Below are 17,938 nucleotides of genomic sequence, written 5' to 3' on the forward strand. Positions count from 1 at the left end.
AAAAAAATGGCATGCTGGCTAAAGACCGAACAGACATCGACCGTCAGAATCACAAGGCAGGGTTACAGTTTGAACTGTCCATTTTGGTTGACACTTTGCCCTGCCCCGCATAGCCTCCCCGTCATGGATCGCTCTGCCAATATCACCCGCCCTGTGCCGATTCCCGCCGCGCGCGATGTGCTTGAGCTGTTGAAGCCGGTCACCTGGTTTCCGCCGATGTGGGCGTTCTTTTGCGGGGTGATGTCTTCAGGCGCGCCGCTGACCGATCGCTGGATGTTCCTGATCGGCGGGGTATTGCTCGCCGGACCCATGGTCTGCGGCACCAGCCAGGCGGTGAACGACTGGTACGACCGGCACGTCGATGCGATCAACCAGCCCGAGCGGCCGATCCCTTCGGGGCGGATTGCGGGCAAATGGGGGCTTTATGTCGCACTGATCGGTTCCGTGCTGTCGCTGGTGCTGGGCGCGGTGCTGGGGTTCTGGGTGTTCATCGCCACGATCGTCGGGCTGATGTGCGCCTGGGGATACAGCGCGCCGCCGTTCCGCTTCAAAATGAGCGGATGGGTGGGGCCGGGGGTCGTCGCGCTGAGCTATGAGGGCCTCAGCTGGTTCACCGGCGCAAGCGTGATGAGTGCCGGGCTTCCGGATGCGCGCGTGCTGATCATCATCCTGCTCTACAGCATCGGTGCGCATGGCATCATGACACTCAATGATTTCAAGGCGGTCGAAGGCGACACCGCAATGGGCGTGCGCTCGCTGCCGGTCACTTTGGGCGTCAAGAACGCTGCCAGGCTCGCCTGCGCGGTGATGGCATTGCCACAGGTGATCGTCATCGCGCTGCTGCTCAACTGGGGCCTGGCGATTTCCGCCATCGCGGTCACGTTGCTGCTGGCGATGCAACTGGTGTTCATGCGCCGCCTGCTCACCGATCCCAACAAATACGCGCCGTGGTACAATGCCACCGGCGTGTCATCCTATGTCATGGGCATGCTCGCCGCCGCCCTCGGCCTGGGGGGCTGGATATGACCACCACAATCGCGCGCAATTCCCATGTGGGATTGGGCTGGGCCGACATCATGCGCATGGGGCTGGTGCAGGCGAGCATCGGCGCGATCGTGATGCTTGCGACATCGTTGCTCAACCGGGTGATGGTGGTCGAATACGCATTGCCTGCAGCATTACCCGCCGGGCTGGTCGCCTGGCATTATGCTGTACAGCTGTCGCGCCCGATGTGGGGCCATGGATCGGACAAGGGGCGCAAGCGCACCCCCTGGATCATCGGCGGAATGGGGATGTTGGCGCTGGGCGGCATCGTCGCGGTCAATGCCACGATCCTGCTGCCGGTCTCGCCGGTGACAGGCACTTTGCTCGCCATCCTGGCGTTCAGCATGATCGGTGCGGGCGTCGGCGCGGCAGGAACATCGATGCTCGCCATGCTCGCCTCGGGGGTGATCCCCGAACGGCGCGCAGCGGCGGCGGCGATCACCTGGATCATGATGGTCGGCGGGATCGTGGTGGCTGCTGCGACCGCAGGCAGCCTGATCGATCCCTTCAGCGAGCAGCGGCTCGCGATCGTCTCGGGCGGGGTAGCGCTGAGTGCGTTCTGCCTGGCCTGCGTGGCGATTGCAGGGATCGAAAAGCGGCTGGTACCGCCCCCGCATCCGGGTAGCGATGCCCCGACGGGCAGCTTCGGCGAGGCTCTGCGCGAAATCATGACCGACGCCACCGCGCGGCGCTTCACCATCTTCGTGTTCGTCTCGATGCTCGCTTATGCGATGCAGGACCTGATCCTCGAGCCGTTTGCCGGTCTGGTGTTCGAGATGACCCCGGGCGAATCGACCAAGCTTTCCGGGCTGCAGCATGGCGGCGTGATGGCCGGGATGATCGTCGCAGGCATCGGCGGCAGCGCCTTTGCCGGGCGGCGTCCGGCGGACCTGCGCTGGTGGATCCTGGCTGGCTGCGGCGGTTCCGCGCTGGCGCTGGCGGGTCTTGCGATCGCAGCGACGACAGGCGGCGACTGGCCGATCAAGGCCAATGTCGCGGTGCTGGGCTTTGCCAACGGGCTGTTTGCGGTCTCCGCGATCGGCGCGATGATGGGTCTGGCAGGCGCCGGGCAGCAATCCAAGGAAGGCGTCCGCATGGGCGTGTGGGGCGCATCGCAGGCGATCGCCTTCGGGCTGGGCGGCCTCACCGGCGCGATGGGCGTCGATATCGCGCGCGGCCTGCTCGCCAGCGATGGCGCAGCGTTCCAGTTGATTTTCGCAGGCGAGGCGGGGCTGTTCATCCTCGCCGCGCTGCTGGGGGTGCGCGTGACCATGCGCACCGCCGATCCGCTTATGGTGGCGGCACCGGCCTGATGGCCAAATAGGGAGTGAGTACCATGGCAGAAGCGGATTTTGACGTAGCGGTCATCGGCGGTGGCCCTTCGGGCGCGACCGCCGCCAACGATCTGGCGCTGCGCGGCCTCAAGGTGCTGTTGCTCGACCGCGATGGCCGGATCAAACCGTGCGGCGGGGCGATCCCTCCGCGCGCGCTCAAGGATTTTGAAATCCCCGAATCGTTGCTCGTCGCCAAGGCGCGCGCGGCACGGATGATTTCGCCTGCCGGGCGCAAGGTCGATATGCCGGTGGGCGATGGCCCCGATGGCAAGGGCTTTGTCGGCATGGTCGACCGCGACGTGTTCGACGAATGGCTGCGCGCCCGCGCTGCACTGAACGGCGCGGAACGTGTTACCGGCACCTATGAACGGATCGACCGTGACGCTGATGGCATGGCAGTGCTGGTCTATCGCAGCGATCGCGGCGGGCCCGATCGGCGGGTGCGGGTGCGCAGCGTGATCGGTGCGGACGGTGCACGTTCGGCGGTGGCCAAGCAGAACATCAAGGGCGCCGAACAGGTCAAATGCGTGTTCGCCTATCACGAGATCATCAAGACCCCCGATGCTGCCGTCGCGCACGCCACCGATTTCGATCAGGATCGCTGCGATGTCTATTACCAGGGCAAGCTTTCGCCCGATTTCTACGCCTGGGTGTTCCCGCATGGCGACACCGCAAGCATTGGCCTCGGCAGCGCGAACAAGGGCTTCCCGTTGCGCGAAACCACCGCGCTGATGCGCGAGCAGATTGGCCTCGCGGGGTGCGAGACGATCCGCAAGGAAGGTGCGCCGATCCCCTTGAAGCCGCTGAAACGCTGGGACAATGGCCGCGACCTGGTGGTTGCAGGCGATGCCGCAGGCGTGGTCGCGCCAGCATCGGGCGAAGGCATCTATTACGCCATGGCCTGCGGACGGCTGGCAGGCGACGCGGTGTTCCAGTTCCTCGTCACCGGCAAGGCGTCCGCGCTCAAACAGGCGCGCAAGCAGTTCATGGCCAAGCATGGCAAGGTGTTCTGGATCCTCGGGATGATGCAGTATTTCTGGTACTCGTCGGACAAGCGCCGCGAACGCTTCGTCAAGATGTGTGCCGATCCCGATGTCCAGTATCTCACCTGGCAGAGCTACATGCACAAGGAACTCGTTCGCCGCAAACCGGTGGCGCATGCCAAGATTTTCGTGAAGGATATGGGACATCTGCTCGGGCTGTCGCGCGCCTGAAGCCGCCGACAGGGTGGCGGGTGACGTAGGCGACTGATACCATCATCCTTTCGGAATGCTGTCGATCCGGAGGACGGGTTCATGCGGAATTTTGCTGCCAGAACGCTGACGGCTGCATCGCTGGCGTGCATCGCCGTCCCTGCTTCCGCTGGCTGGAAGGCCGCCAACCCCGATGTCGAAAAAGCGGTCGCCGATCCCCGCATCGCTGCAGCACTAGCGGCGGCTACCGCGCTCGACCGGGCTACCATAGCCGACGATTTCGCGGCCTTCGCGCAACTGCTGGCGGATGATCTCGCAGTCAACAATCCGCAGAACGGCGTCTCGGTGCAGGGGGCGACCGCGCAGCGCAATGCCCGGCGGCAGATCAGCTACAGCCGCTATGATCGCAGCATCGAATATGCCGGTGTGCGCGGTGGCATGGTCGTGTTGATGGGGGAGGAAGTCGTCACGCCCAAGCTGGACGGCGCCGCGACCCCGGCCGCCGTGCACCGGCGGTTCACGGATTTGTGGAAGCAGGTCGATGGCCGCTGGCTGCTGACCGCGCGCCAGGCGACCATCATCGCGCGATAATTCCTGCAGCGATCATGCGGACGATTGCCGCCGCTCGTGCCGTCCCCTAGACATCGGCCTGCCTGAATTCGATTGGCTCGCCTGGAGACCTGTAAACCGTGCACCGTGAAAGCATGCTTCCCGTTATTCTGGCCGCAATGGCGGCGTTGATCGTGGCCGCAGGCGGTGCGACGATCACCGATCTGGGGCCCTGGTATCAAAGCCTGACCCAGCCCGCCTGGGCGCCGCCGGGCTGGCTTTATGGGGTCGCCTGGACCGTGATCTTCGCGTTCGCCGCGATGGCATCTCTGGTCGCCTGGCGCGCCGCACCGACGCGTAATGCGCGCACCAACGTCATCGGGTTGTTCGCGTTCAACGGCTTTCTCAACGTGTTGTGGAGCCTGTTGTTCTTCCGCGTGCAGCGGCCTGACTGGGCGCTGATCGAGGTTGCGGCGCTGTGGCTGTCGATCGCGCTGCTGATCGTCTATTGCGGGCGTTTCTCCAAGCCTGCCGCCTGGCTGTTGCTGCCGTATATCGGCTGGGTCAGCGTGGCCGCAGCGATCAACTATGCCGTCGTGCAACTCAACGGGCCATTCGGCTAAAATGGATGCGGTTTCCGCCTTTTTCGCCAGCGGACATGCGGCGGACCTGATCCTGATCGTGCTGCTGGCCGAGTTCGTCTGGCTGGTGGCGCGGGGCGCCAGGGCACTCGACGTCGCACTGGCGCTGGGGCCCGCAGTGCTGATCGTTTTTGCGCTGCGGGGCGCACTGACCGGCGCGGACTGGCCGATGATCGCGCTGCCGTTGGTGCTGTCATTCCCGGTGCACATCGCCGATCTAAAACGGCGCGGGATGCTGGGCAAGCCACCGCGCCCTTGATGCCACCATCGTGCCTCTCCCTTGATGGGAGAGGCAGCGAAACTTGGCAACTTGTTGCCTAGTTGCAGCGGTGAGGGTGAGGGTTGCGGCTAGGTGCGAGGGTCCGTCATGAAACCGATTTGCAATCCGGAGAGATCACCCCCACCCAACCCTCCCCCATCGAAGGGGAGCGCTTTTGAGAACGACAAACCCATGTCCATTTTACCTGACAAACACCTGTCATCTTTTCTGGACACCTGCTAGCATCGCGCCATGAACTGTGTTTCTCCCGCCTGGTTGCCCTATGCGTCATGAGCCGATCATCGTCGTGGGCGCGGGCGTCGGTGGGCTGAGCGCGGCGGCGTTGCTGGCGGCGGCGGGGGAACCTGTGCTGGTGGTCGAACGCCAGCCTACGCCCGGCGGCAAATTGCGCGAAGTGATGGCCGATGGCCGCCCGGTCGATGGCGGGCCGACGGTGTTCACGATGCGCTGGGTGTTCGACCGTCTGTTTGCCGATTGCGGCGGCGATCTCGAAACCGCGATCCCGCTCACCCCGGCAAGCATGATCGCGCGCCATGCTTGGGGACCGGATGCCCCGTTCGACCTGCTCGCCGATATGCAAGCCAGCGAAGCGGCGATCGGCGACTATTTCAGCGCGAAGGACGCTGCGGGTTTTCGCACCTTCTGCGCGGAGGCCGCGCGCATCTTCAACGTGCTGCGCGAACCCTATCTCGAAGCCCCTGCCCCCACCCCTTTCTCGCTGGTAACGCGCATCGGCTTCAAGCGCCTGCCAGAGACCATGGCCATCCGCCCGTATCAGGCGATGTGGAAGGCGCTGGGGCGGCATTTTAGCGATCCCCGATTGCAGCAGTTGTTCGGGCGCTATGCCACCTATTGCGGTTCCTCCCCCTTCGTCGCGCCCGCCACCTTGATGCTGATCGCGCATGTCGAGCAGGACGGCGTCTGGCTCGCCGACAATGGCATGCACTCGATCGCCACCGCCATCGCAGAGCTTGCGCGCAGCAACGGCGCGCAGTTCCGCTATGATGCGCCGATCGCAGAGATCGTGGTCGAACATGGCCGCGCTGCAGGCGTCAGGCTCGAATCGGGTGAGGTCATCCGCGCCCGTGCGGTCGTGTTCAACGGAGATCCTGCGGCGCTCAATATCGGGCGGCTGGGTGACAAGGTGCGTCGCGCGGTACCGCCGGTGCCGCCCAAGCAACGGTCCTTGTCCAGCATGACCTGGCTGATCAACGCCAAGACCGCCGGTTTTCCATTAGTGCGGCACAGCGTGTTCTTCTCGAACGATTACCGCGCCGAGTTCGATTCGATCTTCAAGCGCGGCCAGGTGCCCGAAGCGCCCACCATCTATATCTGCGCGCAGGACCGCGACGACCATTCGGCGCGCGCGCCGCCGGGCCCCGAACGACTGCAGCTTATCGTCAACGCGCCAGCCAATGGCGACACATTCCAAAGTTCACAGGCGGAGATCGACCAATGCGAGAGGCAAGTTTTCGGCTTCCTGGAGGATTGTGGCCTGACGATCGACCGAACGGCGGACAACTCGCATTTGGTGACGCCGGCGGATTACGAGCATTTGTTCCCGGCGACGGGCGGCGCGCTTTACGGTCGGGCGACTCATGGATGGAAGGCGGCTTTCCAGCGGCCCGGGGCAGCGAGCCGCCTGCCGGGGCTCTATTTGGCCGGGGGTGGAATCCACCCCGGCGCCGGGATCCCGATGGCGAGTCTCTCCGGCCGCTTGGCGGCAGAGCGGCTGCTTGCGGACCTGCCTTCGATGCGATCGTCCCGCCGGGTGGCTATGCCTGGTGGTACATCGACGCGCTGAGCGACGATGGGAAGCATGGCCTGACGATCATCGCCTTCATCGGCAGCGTCTTCTCGCCCTATTACCACTGGTCCGGCCGGAACGATCCCGACAACCATATCGCGATGAACGTGGCGCTTTATGGCCCGCGTGGCGGCTGGTGCATGACCGAACGCGGGCGCGGCCACCTGTCGCGCGATCACGACAATCTGGTGATCGGCCCGAGTTCGATGCACTGGGATGGCTCCAGCCTGCGCATCGACCTCGAAGAGATCACCGCGCCGCTGCCCAAAAAGGTGCGCGGCACCATCCGCGTCTTCCCTAAGGTGATGCCGCAGACATTGTGGCCGCTCGATGCCCAAGGCAACCACGCCTGGCGCCCGATCGCGCCGCGCGCCGCGATCGAGGTGAAGCTCGACAACCCGTCGCTCAGCTGGAAGGGCGAAGGCTATATCGACAGCAACGCCGGGGTCGAACCCCTGGAACGCGGATTTACCGACTGGCACTGGTCCCGCGCGCATCTCAAACGCGATTCTGTCGTGCTCTACGAAGGCCAGCGCCGCGATGACACGCGCTTTGCGATGGGCCTAAGATTCGCCGACAACGGCACGATCAGCGAGGTCGAACTTCCGCCAGAGCGCGTGCTGCCCAAGACATTGTGGCGCATGCCCCGCCTGACCCGCGCCGATGCCGGCGCCCCGGTCGAAATCCGCCGCACCTGGGAGGACACCCCGTTCTACTCGCGCACCGCGCTCAAGACTCGGCTGTTCGGCGAGGAGGCCGAAGCGGTGCACGAGAGCCTGTCGCTCGACCGGCTGGAAAAGGGGATCGTGAAGCTGATGCTGCCGTTCAGGATGCCGCGACGGGGTTGAGGGTGACGGCATTTGGTTGCGCGGCGTGGCGACCTTAATGGCTGGGTTTGGGTGGAAAGCTGAAACTGCGTGTAGGGCTTTAAATTAATCCTTGGATTAACAATTACGAACAGGGGGATGGCAAAGAAGTGCCTGTAAGAGTATGTTGACGTAATGAGCGGCTTTGTCATGTTTTTTGGGGTGCCGGCAGGGCTTGCCATGATGGTCGCAGTGGCCTCAGGACGAATTCTGAAGAAGCAGCCCAACCTCGTCCCGCTGACATTAAGGGCGATGCTGGCCATCTGCTCTCCGGTATTTGCGGTCCTGCTTTTCTTTTATGTGTGGCAGCGGATCGATTACGCTAACCACGAGAGTTCGGGCGGCGGCGATTACATGGGGCCCATGACTATGCTTATCTACGGTGCACCGATCTTTGGCGTGATCTTCCTCGTTAGTGCATTCGTCGCGGCGTGCGTATTTGCCCGTACCTAGCGTCGTCGGCCCCGCGCTGATTGGCATGCAATCGTCTTTTCCCATAAGCGGTGCGACATTCTGATTGAATTGGCACCATATTCCAAACGGTACCTGCAGCCGAACGATCGCTTTGGGGTCGTTTGCGGAATGGCGGGAATTTTTCGTACCAAGTTGATAACGGACATTCTGCCTATCGCGGCCAAGCTGCATCCCTCCCTCAACCGTTTGCCTGCGAAGGCAGGCACCCATCTCCTGCCCTCGCACCCGGCGCAGCGCTTGGGAGATGGACCCCTGCCTTCGCAGGGGACCGGGTGGGTAGGGTGGTCCGGGCTTGGCGCAGACGTTCTTGCCTTGCCGAAACGGCTTTCCTTCGCGTCTTCGCGTGAACCAAAATTTTTCACGCGAAGACGCGAAGCCGCGAAGAGGTGGGTATGCGCCTCCGCCATCTACCTATACGCCGCCCGCCGCCCGGCATGAACGCTCTCAAGAACCCGCACCAACTCTGCGGTACACAAACCCGTCATGCTGAACTTGTTTCAGCACCCATCGTGGCCAATGAGCCGAAGCCGCGTGGGGAGAAATGGGCCCTGAAACAAGTTCAGGGTGACGGCATTGATCAATCCCAAGGCCTCAGTTGGCAGCCACCTAGGTTCAAGCCTCCGCCTTCCGCCGCACCCCCGGAGCGGGGGGATCGACGGGCGCGCCCGCGAAGCATTGCGCGATGGCCATCCAGGCGGTGGCGTTCGCACCAGAGACCTTGAGCGCCGTATCGGCGATGTTGCGCGTCTGCGTGACGACCTGACAGAATTCCGCCGCATCGCCCTCGATCAGCTCGCCATCCGCCGGTTCACCAAACACCCAAAGCTCGCCCGCCGGCGCTGTCAGCAGCAGTTGCGGCACCGGCTGGGGGGCGTCCAATTTGCGGTTCTTGAACGTCCAGCCATAGGTGTTGAGCCCCAGCACGCAGATGTTCTTGAGCGCGTCGCCGTTTGCGCGCTCCACGCCCAGCACATCGAAGATCGCCTGTGCGTGCGCCCAGCTTTCCATCAGCCGCGCGGTGATCGACGAGCGCGCGCTCATGCTCGGCCCCGCCCAGGGGACGCGCTGCGCCGGATCGGCGGTCGCGAAATCTGCGGCAGTTGCCCGGTAGGTCTCGGCCCAGGCCGCGACCAGCGCCTGCCCGCTCAACCCATCGAGCCAGATGCGCTCGAAGCCGTTGAGGTCGCTGCCCGAGCGGATGATCCCGCCCACTTGGCCCATGAAGGCCTTGAACGCGTCTTCATCCTTCAGCGACATTTGCGCGGCCTGGTTCCAGACATGCAGATGGCCGACGATATCGCCAATCGTCCATCCCTTGAACGCGGTCGGCGTCGCCAGCTGCGCATCGTCGAGCGGCGCGATAAGCGCATGGATACGGTCGCACTCGACCAGGAAATCGTCGGCCTGCTGCATCACAGAAACCCCTTCAGCTCGGCCATAAACCGATCGAACTGGTCGTGGTGCAGCCAGTGCCCGGCATCGGTGAACTTGGCGAGGCGCGCGTTCTGGAACAGCTCCATCCGCCCGTCGACCTCAGGGTCGGACGCCCAGCTTTTCTCGCCCCAGCACAGCAAGGTAGGGCAGGTGATACGCTGCCACAGCTGCTGCATCTGATCGGTGGTGATATCGAGGATCGGCCAGATCCGGATATGCGGATCGAACTTCCAGCTGTACGTCCCGTTCTCGTTGCGGATCACGGCATGCTCGCACAAGTGCCGAGCCTGATCGGCGGTGAGATAGCTGTTTTCGGCGTGCATGCGCTGCAGCGCCTCTTCGAAGCTGTCATACTCGCGATGCTTGCGCGCGGCCTTGGCCCGCTTATCGGCAAACCATTTGCGCCAGTGTTCGTCGATCGGCGTCTGCGCGCGCTCTTCGACCATTTTGGGTGATGGCCCCAGCCCCTCGATCGCAACGATCTTACGCACCTTTTCCGGGTACAGCCCGGCATAGCGCAGCGCAGTGTTGCCGCCGAGCGAGTGCGCAACGATCGTCACCTGATCATAGCCGAACTGCTCGACCAGCTGGGCCAGATCGTAGACGAAGTTCATGATCGGATAGTTGCCGTCGGCGGTCCATTGCGAATCGCCGTGACCACGCAGGTCAAGCGCGACGACGTGCCAATCGGCCATCAGTTCGCCTGCCACCCAGTCCCACGACCGGCAATGATCCTCGCCGCCGTGGACCAGGATCAGCGGCGGCTTGTCCGGGTTTCCCCAGTCGGCGTAATGCAGCTTGAGCCGCTGCGAGAAAAAGCTGTGCGATGCAGGTCCGGTCAGTGTCATGGCGCAACCCTAAGCGGGTTTCAGGCCAAATGAAAAGGGGCGGCAAAGCACCGTCGTGCTTTACCGCCCCTTACCTTCCGGCACTTGGCCGGTCGGCGTAAGGATTGACGGATCAATCCAGACGCGCGAGTTCCTTCTTGGACAGCGAGGTCGAAACCTTGCCTTCGTCCGCGGTCAGGGTCGCAGCGCCGATGCGCACGACCTTGCCCTTGTAGATGACCAGGGCCGAACCGTCTTCGAGAACGCGAGTCACCTTGCCGACGCGCTTGCCTTCGGTGTCGTAGATGGTCTGGTTCTTCGAGATCAGGGCATCGTCCTGAGCGAAAGCGGGAGCAGCAGTTGCTGCGAGAAGCACGGCGCCGATCAGGGCGGAAGCACGAATGTTCATAGTTGCATTCCTTTCAATCATGGGGCGAAGATTGGCCCCTGAACAGGGCGATATTCATCAGCACCGCTGATTTAAGTACGCACTTGATAAGTTGCAAAGAGAAATGCTGCAATTGCGAATGCTATTTTTGCAGTGCACGTTGCATTTTATGCAAGTATAGAAAAATATCATCTTTTTCAATGGTTTATTCAAGCATCAGCGATACCGCATTGCAACAGAGTTGCGCAATTCTGCATTGCCTTGGCGCAGGCCTGCGTTCCAAAGAAATCCAATACGGTGATTTTCGCTCGGTCCGATTCCCTGCGCAGGCATGAGCGCATCTTTTGACCATCGCACCTGGCGCACCCGCAAAAGGTGAGTCCCCGCCTTCGCGGGGAACCGAGATTCACGCCAGAATTGAGCGAATGCGCTAGAGCTTCAACATCTGCTTGCCGCGATTGGCGCCCGAAAATAGCCGCTGCATCGCCTGCGGCGCGTTCTCGAAGCCGTGCTGGATATCTTCGCGAAAGGCGAGCCTGCCACCCTTCACGAACCCGGCCAGCCGCTTGCGGATCTCCGGAAACTCGCTCGCCCAATCGAGGACGATGAACCCGGTCATTGTCGCGCGGCGGAAGATGAGGTTAAAATAATTCTGCGGACCTGCGGGCATCTGCCCGGTCTCATAGCGGCTGATGCCGCCGCAGATGACGACGCGTGCATTGGTGGCGATCTGCGAGAGCATATCGTCGAGGATCGCGCCGCCGACATTGTCGAAGATGACATCGACCCCGTTCGGGCAATGCTGCTTGATCGCAGCCTTCAATCCTCCCGCCTTGTAGTCGATTGCGGCGTCATAGCCTGCCTCCTCGACCAACCAGGCGCATTTCTCGGGACCACCTGCAATACCGACGACGCGGCATCCGGCGATCTTGGCGAGCTGGCCGACGATCGATCCGGTCGCCCCGGCCGCGCCCGAAACCAATACGGTATCGCCGGCCACCGGCTTGCCGATCTTGAACAGCCCGCAATAAGCGGTGAGCCCGGTGGTGCCGAGCACCGACATCATCGCGGTGGGAGGAAGCGCAGGATCGCATGGCACCAGCCCCTCGCCGTCCGAGAGGTGATATTCGGTCCACCCGGTCGATCCGATCACCATCGTTCCAACGGGGAATTTGCCACCGTTGGATTCGACGACTTCGGATATCCCCGACCCGCGCATCACCTCGCCGATCTCGGTCGGCGCGACATAATCGGCGATGTTCTCCATCCAGCCCTTCTGCGCGGGATCGAAGCCCAGATAATGCGTCTTGAGCAGCATCTGACCGGGTCCCGGCGGTGGCAGGTCCTTGGTCACCAGTTCGAAGTCGCTATCCTCGACCGGACGGCCACGCGGGCAGCCTGCGATCAGCCATTGGCGGGTGGTGGTCATGTGTTTGCTCCTGACTTATAAAAAAACGTGCCGTTTTCCGGCGAAAGCCGGAATCCAGGGCGACAACAGTGCAATCCGACTCCTGGGCTCCGGCTTTCGCGGGAGAACGGCGGAGGATACAAACTCACCCGATCTGCCGCGCACCCTCCTGCCAGTAGAGCTTCCGTAGCTCCTTCTTGAGCACCTTGCCCGAGGGGTTGCGCGGAAGCTCATCGACGAAATCCACGCTCTTGGGGCATTTGAATCCGGCGATGTGTTCGCGCGCAAAGGCGATCAGCCCCGACTCTTCGGCTGTCTCATCCGGCTTGAGCACCACGATCGCCTTCACCGCCTCGCCCCAGCGCGCGTCAGGAACGCCGATCACCGCGCAATCGCGAACCGCCGGATGGTGGTGCAGCGCGTTTTCGACCTCGGCGGGATAGATATTCTCGCCGCCCGAGACGATCATGTCCTTCACCCGGTCGAACAAATAGAGATACCCATCGGCATCGACATAGGCCGCATCGCCGGTGCGGTACCAGCCATCGACAAAGGCTGAGGCATTGGCGTCGGCAAGGTTGTGATACCCCGCCATGACGAGCGGCGCACGCACCCAGACCTCGCCGACCTCGCCGACAGCGCGATCCTCCCCGTCCTCGCCGACGATCCGCAGTTTGACGTCGGGGAAAGGCTTGCCGCATCCGGCCATGCGCGGTGTTCCTGCGACATCATGATCTTCGGGCGGCAGATAGACGATGGTACCACTGGTCTCGGTCGCGCCGTACATCTGCACGAACTGCGCGTTGGGGAACATCCGCATCGAGCGGCTGAGCACATCGAGCGGGATCGGCGAGGCGCCATAGGGCAGCACCCGCATCGAGGAGAAATCGGCGCCCACCGCATCGGGATGGTTGAGGACCATGTTGAGCACCGCAGGCACTGCGAACATCTTAGTGATGCCGTGGCGCTGCACCGCTGCGATGATCAGCGCGACATCGGGCTGGGCCAGGATCACGCCGGTGCCACCGCCGTTCAGCGTCTGCATCACCCATGCGGTGCCGCCGATATGGAACAAGGGCATCGCGACCAGCGAGACATCGCTGGGGAGCCATGCCGCCCAGTCCTCGCCAATCTTCTTGCCCTGGCTCAGCGAGGCGGCAAGGCTGCCATGGGTGAGCAGCGCGCCCTTGGGGTGGCCGGTGGTTCCGGAGGTGTACAGTTGCACCGCGACATCACCGTCGGCCAGATCGGCCAGCGAGCGATCGGGCGCAAACCCTTGCACCCATGCCCGAAACGCAGGCCGCCCCTCAAAAACGCCATCGCCGAGCAGGATCGTCTCGAGCCCGGCTTCGTCGCGAACCGCCAGAGCATTGTCCAGCACCGCGCGCTGCGTCAGCAAAAGCCGCGCCCCGGCATCCTTCACGATATAGGCGATCTCGCGCGGCACCAGCCGCCAGTTGACCGCCACCGTCACCGCGCCAATGCGCAAGGCCGCGATCAGCAGGATGACGTAATCGATCGAGTTGAGACCGAGGAACGCCACCCGGTCGCCCTTGCCGATACCGCTCGCCCTGAGCGCGGCGACGCTGCGGCACACCAGATCGTCAAGCTTGGCATAGCTCAGCGCCTCGTCATCCTGGATCAGCGCTGTCTTGTCGGGGGTCGCGGTGGCACCGCGCGCTACCATATCGGCGATCATGCTCATGCGCGCTCAGTGCGCCAGCGCGCGGGCGTACAGATCGCCGTCTGCGGGATAGAAGTTGCAGTGGAAGCCGCTGGGCACGCGAAACGGGATATGCACGCGGGCGATGGGCCCTGCGGCGATATCGAGCGCGTTGAAGATCGCAAGCTCGCTGCCCGGAGCGTTGGCGCGGTGGACGAGCGTCATCGCATAGCCATCCGCCTCGCCTTCCGAGCCGGTTTTTGCCCCCAGACGCGGCGCGAACACCAGCTCGCCCGCGGCTGAGCCCTTACCGAAATGATAGATGTCCTCCGCACCGGTGACGGTATCGAAACGCAGCGCGGCATCCAAACCCTCGACCCGGGCATCGCGCGACTCGAGGTTGATGTTGGCAAAGCTGTGCCGCGTCTTGCGGGTCATCAGCCGATCATCGGGGCGCGGGAACTGCAGATCGCGCTCGTTGAGCACTTCCTCGCGGATCACATCGGTGTTGGCGGCAAGATCGATCGTCCACCGGCGCAGGCTCTGGCGGGTGCCCGAATGCGTCGCGCGCACCCCGGTCTCGTCGGGGAACAACGCAGTGCCGTTTGCGGCGGCGACATCCGCGATGATCTTGCCGCCCTCTTCCCAGACGTTCAGCTCATGGAACATATGGCGCGGCTCGTATTCGAACCAGCGCACCTCATCGGCGCTGCCGTTGCGCGGCATCACCGCGAGCTTGGAGGGGCGGTCATGGACCCAGGCGGTCATCGGCCCGCCGCGCATGAACCGGCCGAGGTCCGTATCGATCGGCAACACCGGGAACACCACCCAGTTCTGCGTGACGAAGAAGGTGTGCATAAGGCTCATATGCGGCACCGGGATAATCTGGCTTCGGGTCAGCGCGCCGGTGGAATCGATGATATCGTAGCGGATCTCCGCCGCGCCCATCGGCCCGTTGATCATAGCGCCGATGTTGATCATTTCGCCGGTGGCATAATCGATCTTGGGGTGCGCCGAGAAGGTGGTGGAGATCGTGCCGCCGTAATGATCCTCGCCGATGGTCGACAGATCGCGCGGATCGAGCACCACCGGCGGCGCGCCTTCCATCAAAGCGAGCAATTTGCCGCCATGGAGGATGATATTGGTGTTGGCGGTGTTGTAGCGTTTGCCCTGCACCGAAGGATCGGCGGTCATCGGATTGCCGAACACCCCGAACAGGCGCTCGCCTGCGGCCTTCTCGAGCTCGAACTTCTCGGTCCGCACCCAGCGGTTGCGCATCGAGACGCGGCCCTCTTCGATGAAGAAGCCATAGACCATGCCGTCGCCATCGAACCAGTGATACTCGTCGCCGCGCGTTGGGTGCAGCGGTTCCGGCCCGTTGCGGTAGAACACGCCGGCCAGGTCTGTTGGGATTTCGCCCTCGATCACCAGATCGGGCGCGTCGGCCTCGAAGCGGTTGGGCGCGTGGTGGCCATGGAGATACGGGTGGGGCGGAAAGGGCTTGGCCATATCGACGCGGTTGCGATCCCATCTTGGTGGAGCAGGTCGGGCCCACCGCGCCGGACAGATCGCGCGGCGGGCCTTGTGCGGTGTATCAGAACTCGAGCATCACTTCTGCGCCCAGCTGGCGGGGAGGACGCACGCCGGCAAACGCGAACAGGCCCGCGACGGGCAGCGTGCTCGACAGGCCCCGGTTGTCGAGAAGATTGCGACCGAACACGCTGAAGGTTACATTCGCGCCGCCGAACGCATGCTTGTACGACAGTGTCGAATCCAGGATTTCACGCTCGGACGACTCGCAGCGCCGATCATTGGTGACGATGCCCTGCGCCTGCAGCGCGGCGTCGGCCACGATGCACGTCGTGTACCTGTCGACATAGCGGAAGATGGTGCTCCAGCGGAACTCGCCATCGCCCACCGGCCGGTTGTAATCAAAGCCCGCCGACCAGGCGTATTTGGGTGCGCGGCGCAGATCGAGATCGGACACATCGATACCCCCGCGCACGAAGTTCTGGTAGTTGGCATCCAGATAGGTGGCCGAGAAGTTGAACGAGAGATCGTCTGCCGGAAGCGCGACGATTTCCAGCTCGATCCCCTTGATCCGCGCGGACGCGGCGTTTTCCACGATGGTTTCCTGTGCTTGGATCGCGCTGAACGGCGGAACGGTGGGCCGCACCAACTCCTCCTGCTTGTCCGAATAATCGGTCTGGAAGATCGCGATGTTGGTGCGCAGCCGCCGGTCGAGCCAGTCCGCCTTGAGGCCGATTTCATAGGCGTCGACGATCTCCGGCTGATACGGCCCGATTGCAGTCGGCGTTGCCGCGCGGCCGTTGAAGCCGCCCGAGCGGAAACCGCGCGAATAGGATGCATAAACCAATTGCCCGCCATCGAACTGGTAATCGAGGCTGGCGCGATAGGTGAACTCGCCGAAGTTTTCGGCTCCCTGGCACGTTGCGGCGGTAATCCCGGCAAAGCCAATCGGACACGAACCGTCGGCGCTGAGCGCGAAGTTGGTGACCAGCGCCTTTTCGTCGCGGGTGTAACGTCCCCCGACGCCGAAGGTCAGCTGGTCCGATAGCTTGAAGCGCGCATCGGCGAAGCCCGCATAGGATTTGGAATCGCCGATCGAGAGCTGGAACGCGCTGGCGCCAGGGCCCAAAAAGCCGAAAAACGAGGTCTGCTGCAACGTGTAGCTGCTATCGAAATAATAGCCCCCCAGCACAATATCCATCCAGTCGGTAACATCGCCTGCAAACCGGATTTCCTGGCTGAACTGCTCGTAGCTCTGGATGCGCAGCGTGTCGAAGAAGTCGATCGACGATGAGTCGAAGTCCTGCCGCACGCTTTCGTTGTTCTTGCGCCAGCCGGTGACCGAGGTCAGCGTGAAGTCGCCCAGGTCGACGGTGATCGTACCGCTGATCGCGTCGGTCTTGTTGGTCACCGGGGTCTGGATGTTACCGAACGACGTATACAGCAGACGGCTGTTGGTGGGCGTGCGGTTGCACTGGTTATCGGGGATTCCGAAAGCGCGGACCGTGCCGACACCCGGCACAGGCACCTGCAGGCAGATCAGGTCGAGATCGTTGGAGACGCTGGCGGTCGCAACCTCGCCGTCTTCTTCCATGTGCTCATAGGTGACCACCGCCTCGATGTTGTCGGTCGGCGTGATCAGTGCGGTGACGCCCGCAGTCCACACCTCATATCTGTTGGTGCGGCGGTTGCCCTGTGTGACATTGCGCAGATAGCCGTCAGTATCGTCGTAAAAGAAGAAGCCCTTGAGCGCGAGAAAGTCGCCAATCATCGGGGTGTTGACGACCAGGCGGCCACGCACGGTGTTGTATTCGGAATAGCCCAGCGATGCGCGCACGCCCCATTCGCCGGTGGGCTTGCTGCGCCGCACGTTGATCACACCGCCAATCGTGTTGCGACCGAACAGCGTGCCCTGCGGCCCGCGCAGGATCTCTATCGATTCCAGATCGAACGCATCGAGCAATTGCCCGGTGTTGGTGCCGATGAATACATCGTCGACCACGACGCCCACTGCGGGGTCGAAGCTCTTTTCGATATCCTCGAAGCTGATGCCGCGAATGGCGATGGCGGCAGCCGAAGGCCCGGCATTGACCGGATCGACAACCAGTCCGGGGACGCGCCCGGCAAAATCACGCAGGTCGTCGACCGCGCCGGTGGCCAGCGCCTGGGCATCGATCGCGGAAACCGCGACGGGAACCGACTGCAGCGATTCCTCGCGGCGCTGCGCGGTGACGACGATGGTGCGCAGCCCGGTTTCCTGTGCGATTTCCGCACCTTCAGGGGCAATCTGATCCTGCGCCAAGGCAGCCGAGGGGGCTGCTACAGTCGCAAGGCCCAGCGCGAGTGCCGAAACCGATAGATAGGTTGATACCTTCATCAATAGCCTCCCCTTTTGCTGCGGTTGTTTTCCGCACCATTTTTCTCATGTGCGGCGAAAATGACCGGCGGACCGGTTTGCCTCAAGTGTCAAAAATGACAGTCGCGGCCCTTACGGCATCGG

The 17,938-nt window shown here is 63.1% G+C and carries 16 protein-coding genes; 9 read left to right on the forward strand and 7 right to left on the reverse strand.

The window, feature by feature from the left end:
- Positions 1-123: 123 nt before the first annotated feature.
- The 9 genes from chlG to IEW00_RS02445 all read left to right on the forward strand — a co-directional run bounded on the left by chlG (position 124) and on the right by IEW00_RS02445 (position 8,167).
- Complete coding sequence (chlG, locus tag IEW00_RS02405) at positions 124-1,026, forward strand: chlorophyll synthase ChlG (protein ID WP_188512744.1); 903 nt, start codon at positions 124-126, stop codon at positions 1,024-1,026.
- Positions 1,023-2,357, forward strand: coding sequence for a BCD family MFS transporter (locus tag IEW00_RS02410; RefSeq protein ID WP_188512745.1), 1,335 nt, complete (start codon positions 1,023-1,025; stop codon positions 2,355-2,357). Before chlG ends, IEW00_RS02410 begins: the two co-directional genes overlap by 4 nt.
- A gap of 23 nt (positions 2,358-2,380) precedes the next feature.
- Positions 2,381-3,592 carry a geranylgeranyl diphosphate reductase gene (locus IEW00_RS02415; protein ID WP_188512746.1) on the forward strand — a complete coding sequence of 404 codons (1,212 nt, stop codon included), beginning with the start codon at positions 2,381-2,383 and terminating at the stop codon, positions 3,590-3,592.
- A gap of 81 nt (positions 3,593-3,673) precedes the next feature.
- Positions 3,674-4,162 (forward strand): nuclear transport factor 2 family protein, encoded by a 489-nt coding sequence (locus IEW00_RS02420; RefSeq protein ID WP_188512747.1) that lies wholly within the window; start codon positions 3,674-3,676, stop codon positions 4,160-4,162.
- Between the two features lie 113 nt (positions 4,163-4,275).
- On the forward strand, positions 4,276-4,743 hold the full coding sequence (locus IEW00_RS02425; protein ID WP_188512748.1) for a TspO/MBR family protein: 468 nt from the start codon (positions 4,276-4,278) through the stop codon (positions 4,741-4,743).
- Between the two features lies 1 nt (position 4,744).
- Positions 4,745-5,020, forward strand: coding sequence for a hypothetical protein (locus IEW00_RS02430; RefSeq protein ID WP_188512749.1), 276 nt, complete (start codon positions 4,745-4,747; stop codon positions 5,018-5,020).
- A 283-nt stretch (positions 5,021-5,303) separates the two neighbouring features.
- The gene (gene crtD / locus IEW00_RS02435; protein WP_188512750.1) at positions 5,304-6,845 is read left to right on the forward strand and encodes a 1-hydroxycarotenoid 3,4-desaturase CrtD; all 1,542 of its coding nucleotides are present in this window, start codon (positions 5,304-5,306) and stop codon (positions 6,843-6,845) included.
- On the forward strand, positions 6,800-7,696 hold the full coding sequence (locus tag IEW00_RS02440; protein WP_505625243.1) for a carotenoid 1,2-hydratase family protein: 897 nt from the start codon (positions 6,800-6,802) through the stop codon (positions 7,694-7,696). Before crtD ends, IEW00_RS02440 begins: the two co-directional genes overlap by 46 nt.
- 153 nt (positions 7,697-7,849) lie before the next feature.
- A complete protein-coding gene (locus tag IEW00_RS02445) occupies positions 7,850-8,167 on the forward strand; it encodes a hypothetical protein (RefSeq protein ID WP_188512752.1) in 318 nt (105 codons plus the stop codon).
- 633 nt (positions 8,168-8,800) lie between these two features.
- On the opposite strand, the gene IEW00_RS02450 is transcribed toward IEW00_RS02445, so the two are convergent.
- The 7 genes from IEW00_RS02450 to IEW00_RS02480 form a co-directional block, all read right to left on the reverse strand.
- On the reverse strand, positions 8,801-9,601 hold the full coding sequence (locus IEW00_RS02450; protein WP_188512753.1) for a TIGR03084 family metal-binding protein: 801 nt from the start codon (positions 9,599-9,601) through the stop codon (positions 8,801-8,803).
- Positions 9,601-10,470 (reverse strand): alpha/beta fold hydrolase, encoded by an 870-nt coding sequence (locus IEW00_RS02455; RefSeq protein ID WP_188512754.1) that lies wholly within the window; start codon positions 10,468-10,470, stop codon positions 9,601-9,603. The genes IEW00_RS02450 and IEW00_RS02455 overlap by 1 nt, the downstream gene beginning before the upstream one ends.
- A gap of 112 nt (positions 10,471-10,582) precedes the next feature.
- A complete protein-coding gene (locus tag IEW00_RS02460) occupies positions 10,583-10,858 on the reverse strand; it encodes a hypothetical protein (protein WP_188512755.1) in 276 nt (91 codons plus the stop codon).
- 409 nt (positions 10,859-11,267) lie between these two features.
- The gene (locus tag IEW00_RS02465; RefSeq protein ID WP_188512756.1) at positions 11,268-12,266 is read right to left on the reverse strand and encodes an NADP-dependent oxidoreductase; all 999 of its coding nucleotides are present in this window, start codon (positions 12,264-12,266) and stop codon (positions 11,268-11,270) included.
- A 124-nt stretch (positions 12,267-12,390) separates the two neighbouring features.
- A complete protein-coding gene (locus IEW00_RS02470; protein ID WP_188512757.1) occupies positions 12,391-13,950 on the reverse strand; it encodes a long-chain-fatty-acid--CoA ligase in 1,560 nt (519 codons plus the stop codon).
- A gap of 6 nt (positions 13,951-13,956) precedes the next feature.
- Positions 13,957-15,417 (reverse strand): carotenoid oxygenase family protein, encoded by a 1,461-nt coding sequence (locus IEW00_RS02475; protein ID WP_188512758.1) that lies wholly within the window; start codon positions 15,415-15,417, stop codon positions 13,957-13,959.
- An 85-nt stretch (positions 15,418-15,502) separates the two neighbouring features.
- Positions 15,503-17,815 carry a TonB-dependent receptor gene (locus tag IEW00_RS02480; RefSeq protein WP_188512759.1) on the reverse strand — a complete coding sequence of 771 codons (2,313 nt, stop codon included), beginning with the start codon at positions 17,813-17,815 and terminating at the stop codon, positions 15,503-15,505.
- Positions 17,816-17,938: the final 123 nt, after the last annotated feature.

It is taken from the genome of Blastomonas aquatica (assembly GCF_014639875.1).
Classification (GTDB): domain Bacteria; phylum Pseudomonadota; class Alphaproteobacteria; order Sphingomonadales; family Sphingomonadaceae; genus Blastomonas; species Blastomonas aquatica.

What these genes read in the sequence shown, in the direction of transcription:
- IEW00_RS02430 (WP_188512749.1), top strand. Translation starts at nt 4,745, where the DNA reads ATGGATGCGGTTTCCGCCTTTTTCGCCAGCGGACATGCGGCGGACCTG.
- chlG (WP_188512744.1), top strand. Translation starts at nt 124, where the DNA reads ATGGATCGCTCTGCCAATATCACCCGCCCTGTGCCGATTCCCGCCGCG.
- IEW00_RS02460 (WP_188512755.1), bottom strand. Translation starts at nt 10,858, where the DNA reads ATGAACATTCGTGCTTCCGCCCTGATCGGCGCCGTGCTTCTCGCAGCA.
- IEW00_RS02415 (WP_188512746.1), top strand. Translation starts at nt 2,381, where the DNA reads ATGGCAGAAGCGGATTTTGACGTAGCGGTCATCGGCGGTGGCCCTTCG.
- crtD (WP_188512750.1), top strand. Translation starts at nt 5,304, where the DNA reads ATGCGTCATGAGCCGATCATCGTCGTGGGCGCGGGCGTCGGTGGGCTG.
- IEW00_RS02420 (WP_188512747.1), top strand. Translation starts at nt 3,674, where the DNA reads ATGCGGAATTTTGCTGCCAGAACGCTGACGGCTGCATCGCTGGCGTGC.
- IEW00_RS02455 (WP_188512754.1), bottom strand. Translation starts at nt 10,470, where the DNA reads ATGACACTGACCGGACCTGCATCGCACAGCTTTTTCTCGCAGCGGCTC.
- IEW00_RS02410 (WP_188512745.1), top strand. Translation starts at nt 1,023, where the DNA reads ATGACCACCACAATCGCGCGCAATTCCCATGTGGGATTGGGCTGGGCC.
- IEW00_RS02465 (WP_188512756.1), bottom strand. Translation starts at nt 12,266, where the DNA reads ATGACCACCACCCGCCAATGGCTGATCGCAGGCTGCCCGCGTGGCCGT.
- IEW00_RS02450 (WP_188512753.1), bottom strand. Translation starts at nt 9,601, where the DNA reads ATGCAGCAGGCCGACGATTTCCTGGTCGAGTGCGACCGTATCCATGCG.
- IEW00_RS02475 (WP_188512758.1), bottom strand. Translation starts at nt 15,417, where the DNA reads ATGGCCAAGCCCTTTCCGCCCCACCCGTATCTCCATGGCCACCACGCG.
- IEW00_RS02425 (WP_188512748.1), top strand. Translation starts at nt 4,276, where the DNA reads ATGCTTCCCGTTATTCTGGCCGCAATGGCGGCGTTGATCGTGGCCGCA.
- IEW00_RS02445 (WP_188512752.1), top strand. Translation starts at nt 7,850, where the DNA reads ATGAGCGGCTTTGTCATGTTTTTTGGGGTGCCGGCAGGGCTTGCCATG.
- IEW00_RS02480 (WP_188512759.1), bottom strand. Translation starts at nt 17,815, where the DNA reads ATGAAGGTATCAACCTATCTATCGGTTTCGGCACTCGCGCTGGGCCTT.
- IEW00_RS02470 (WP_188512757.1), bottom strand. Translation starts at nt 13,950, where the DNA reads ATGAGCATGATCGCCGATATGGTAGCGCGCGGTGCCACCGCGACCCCC.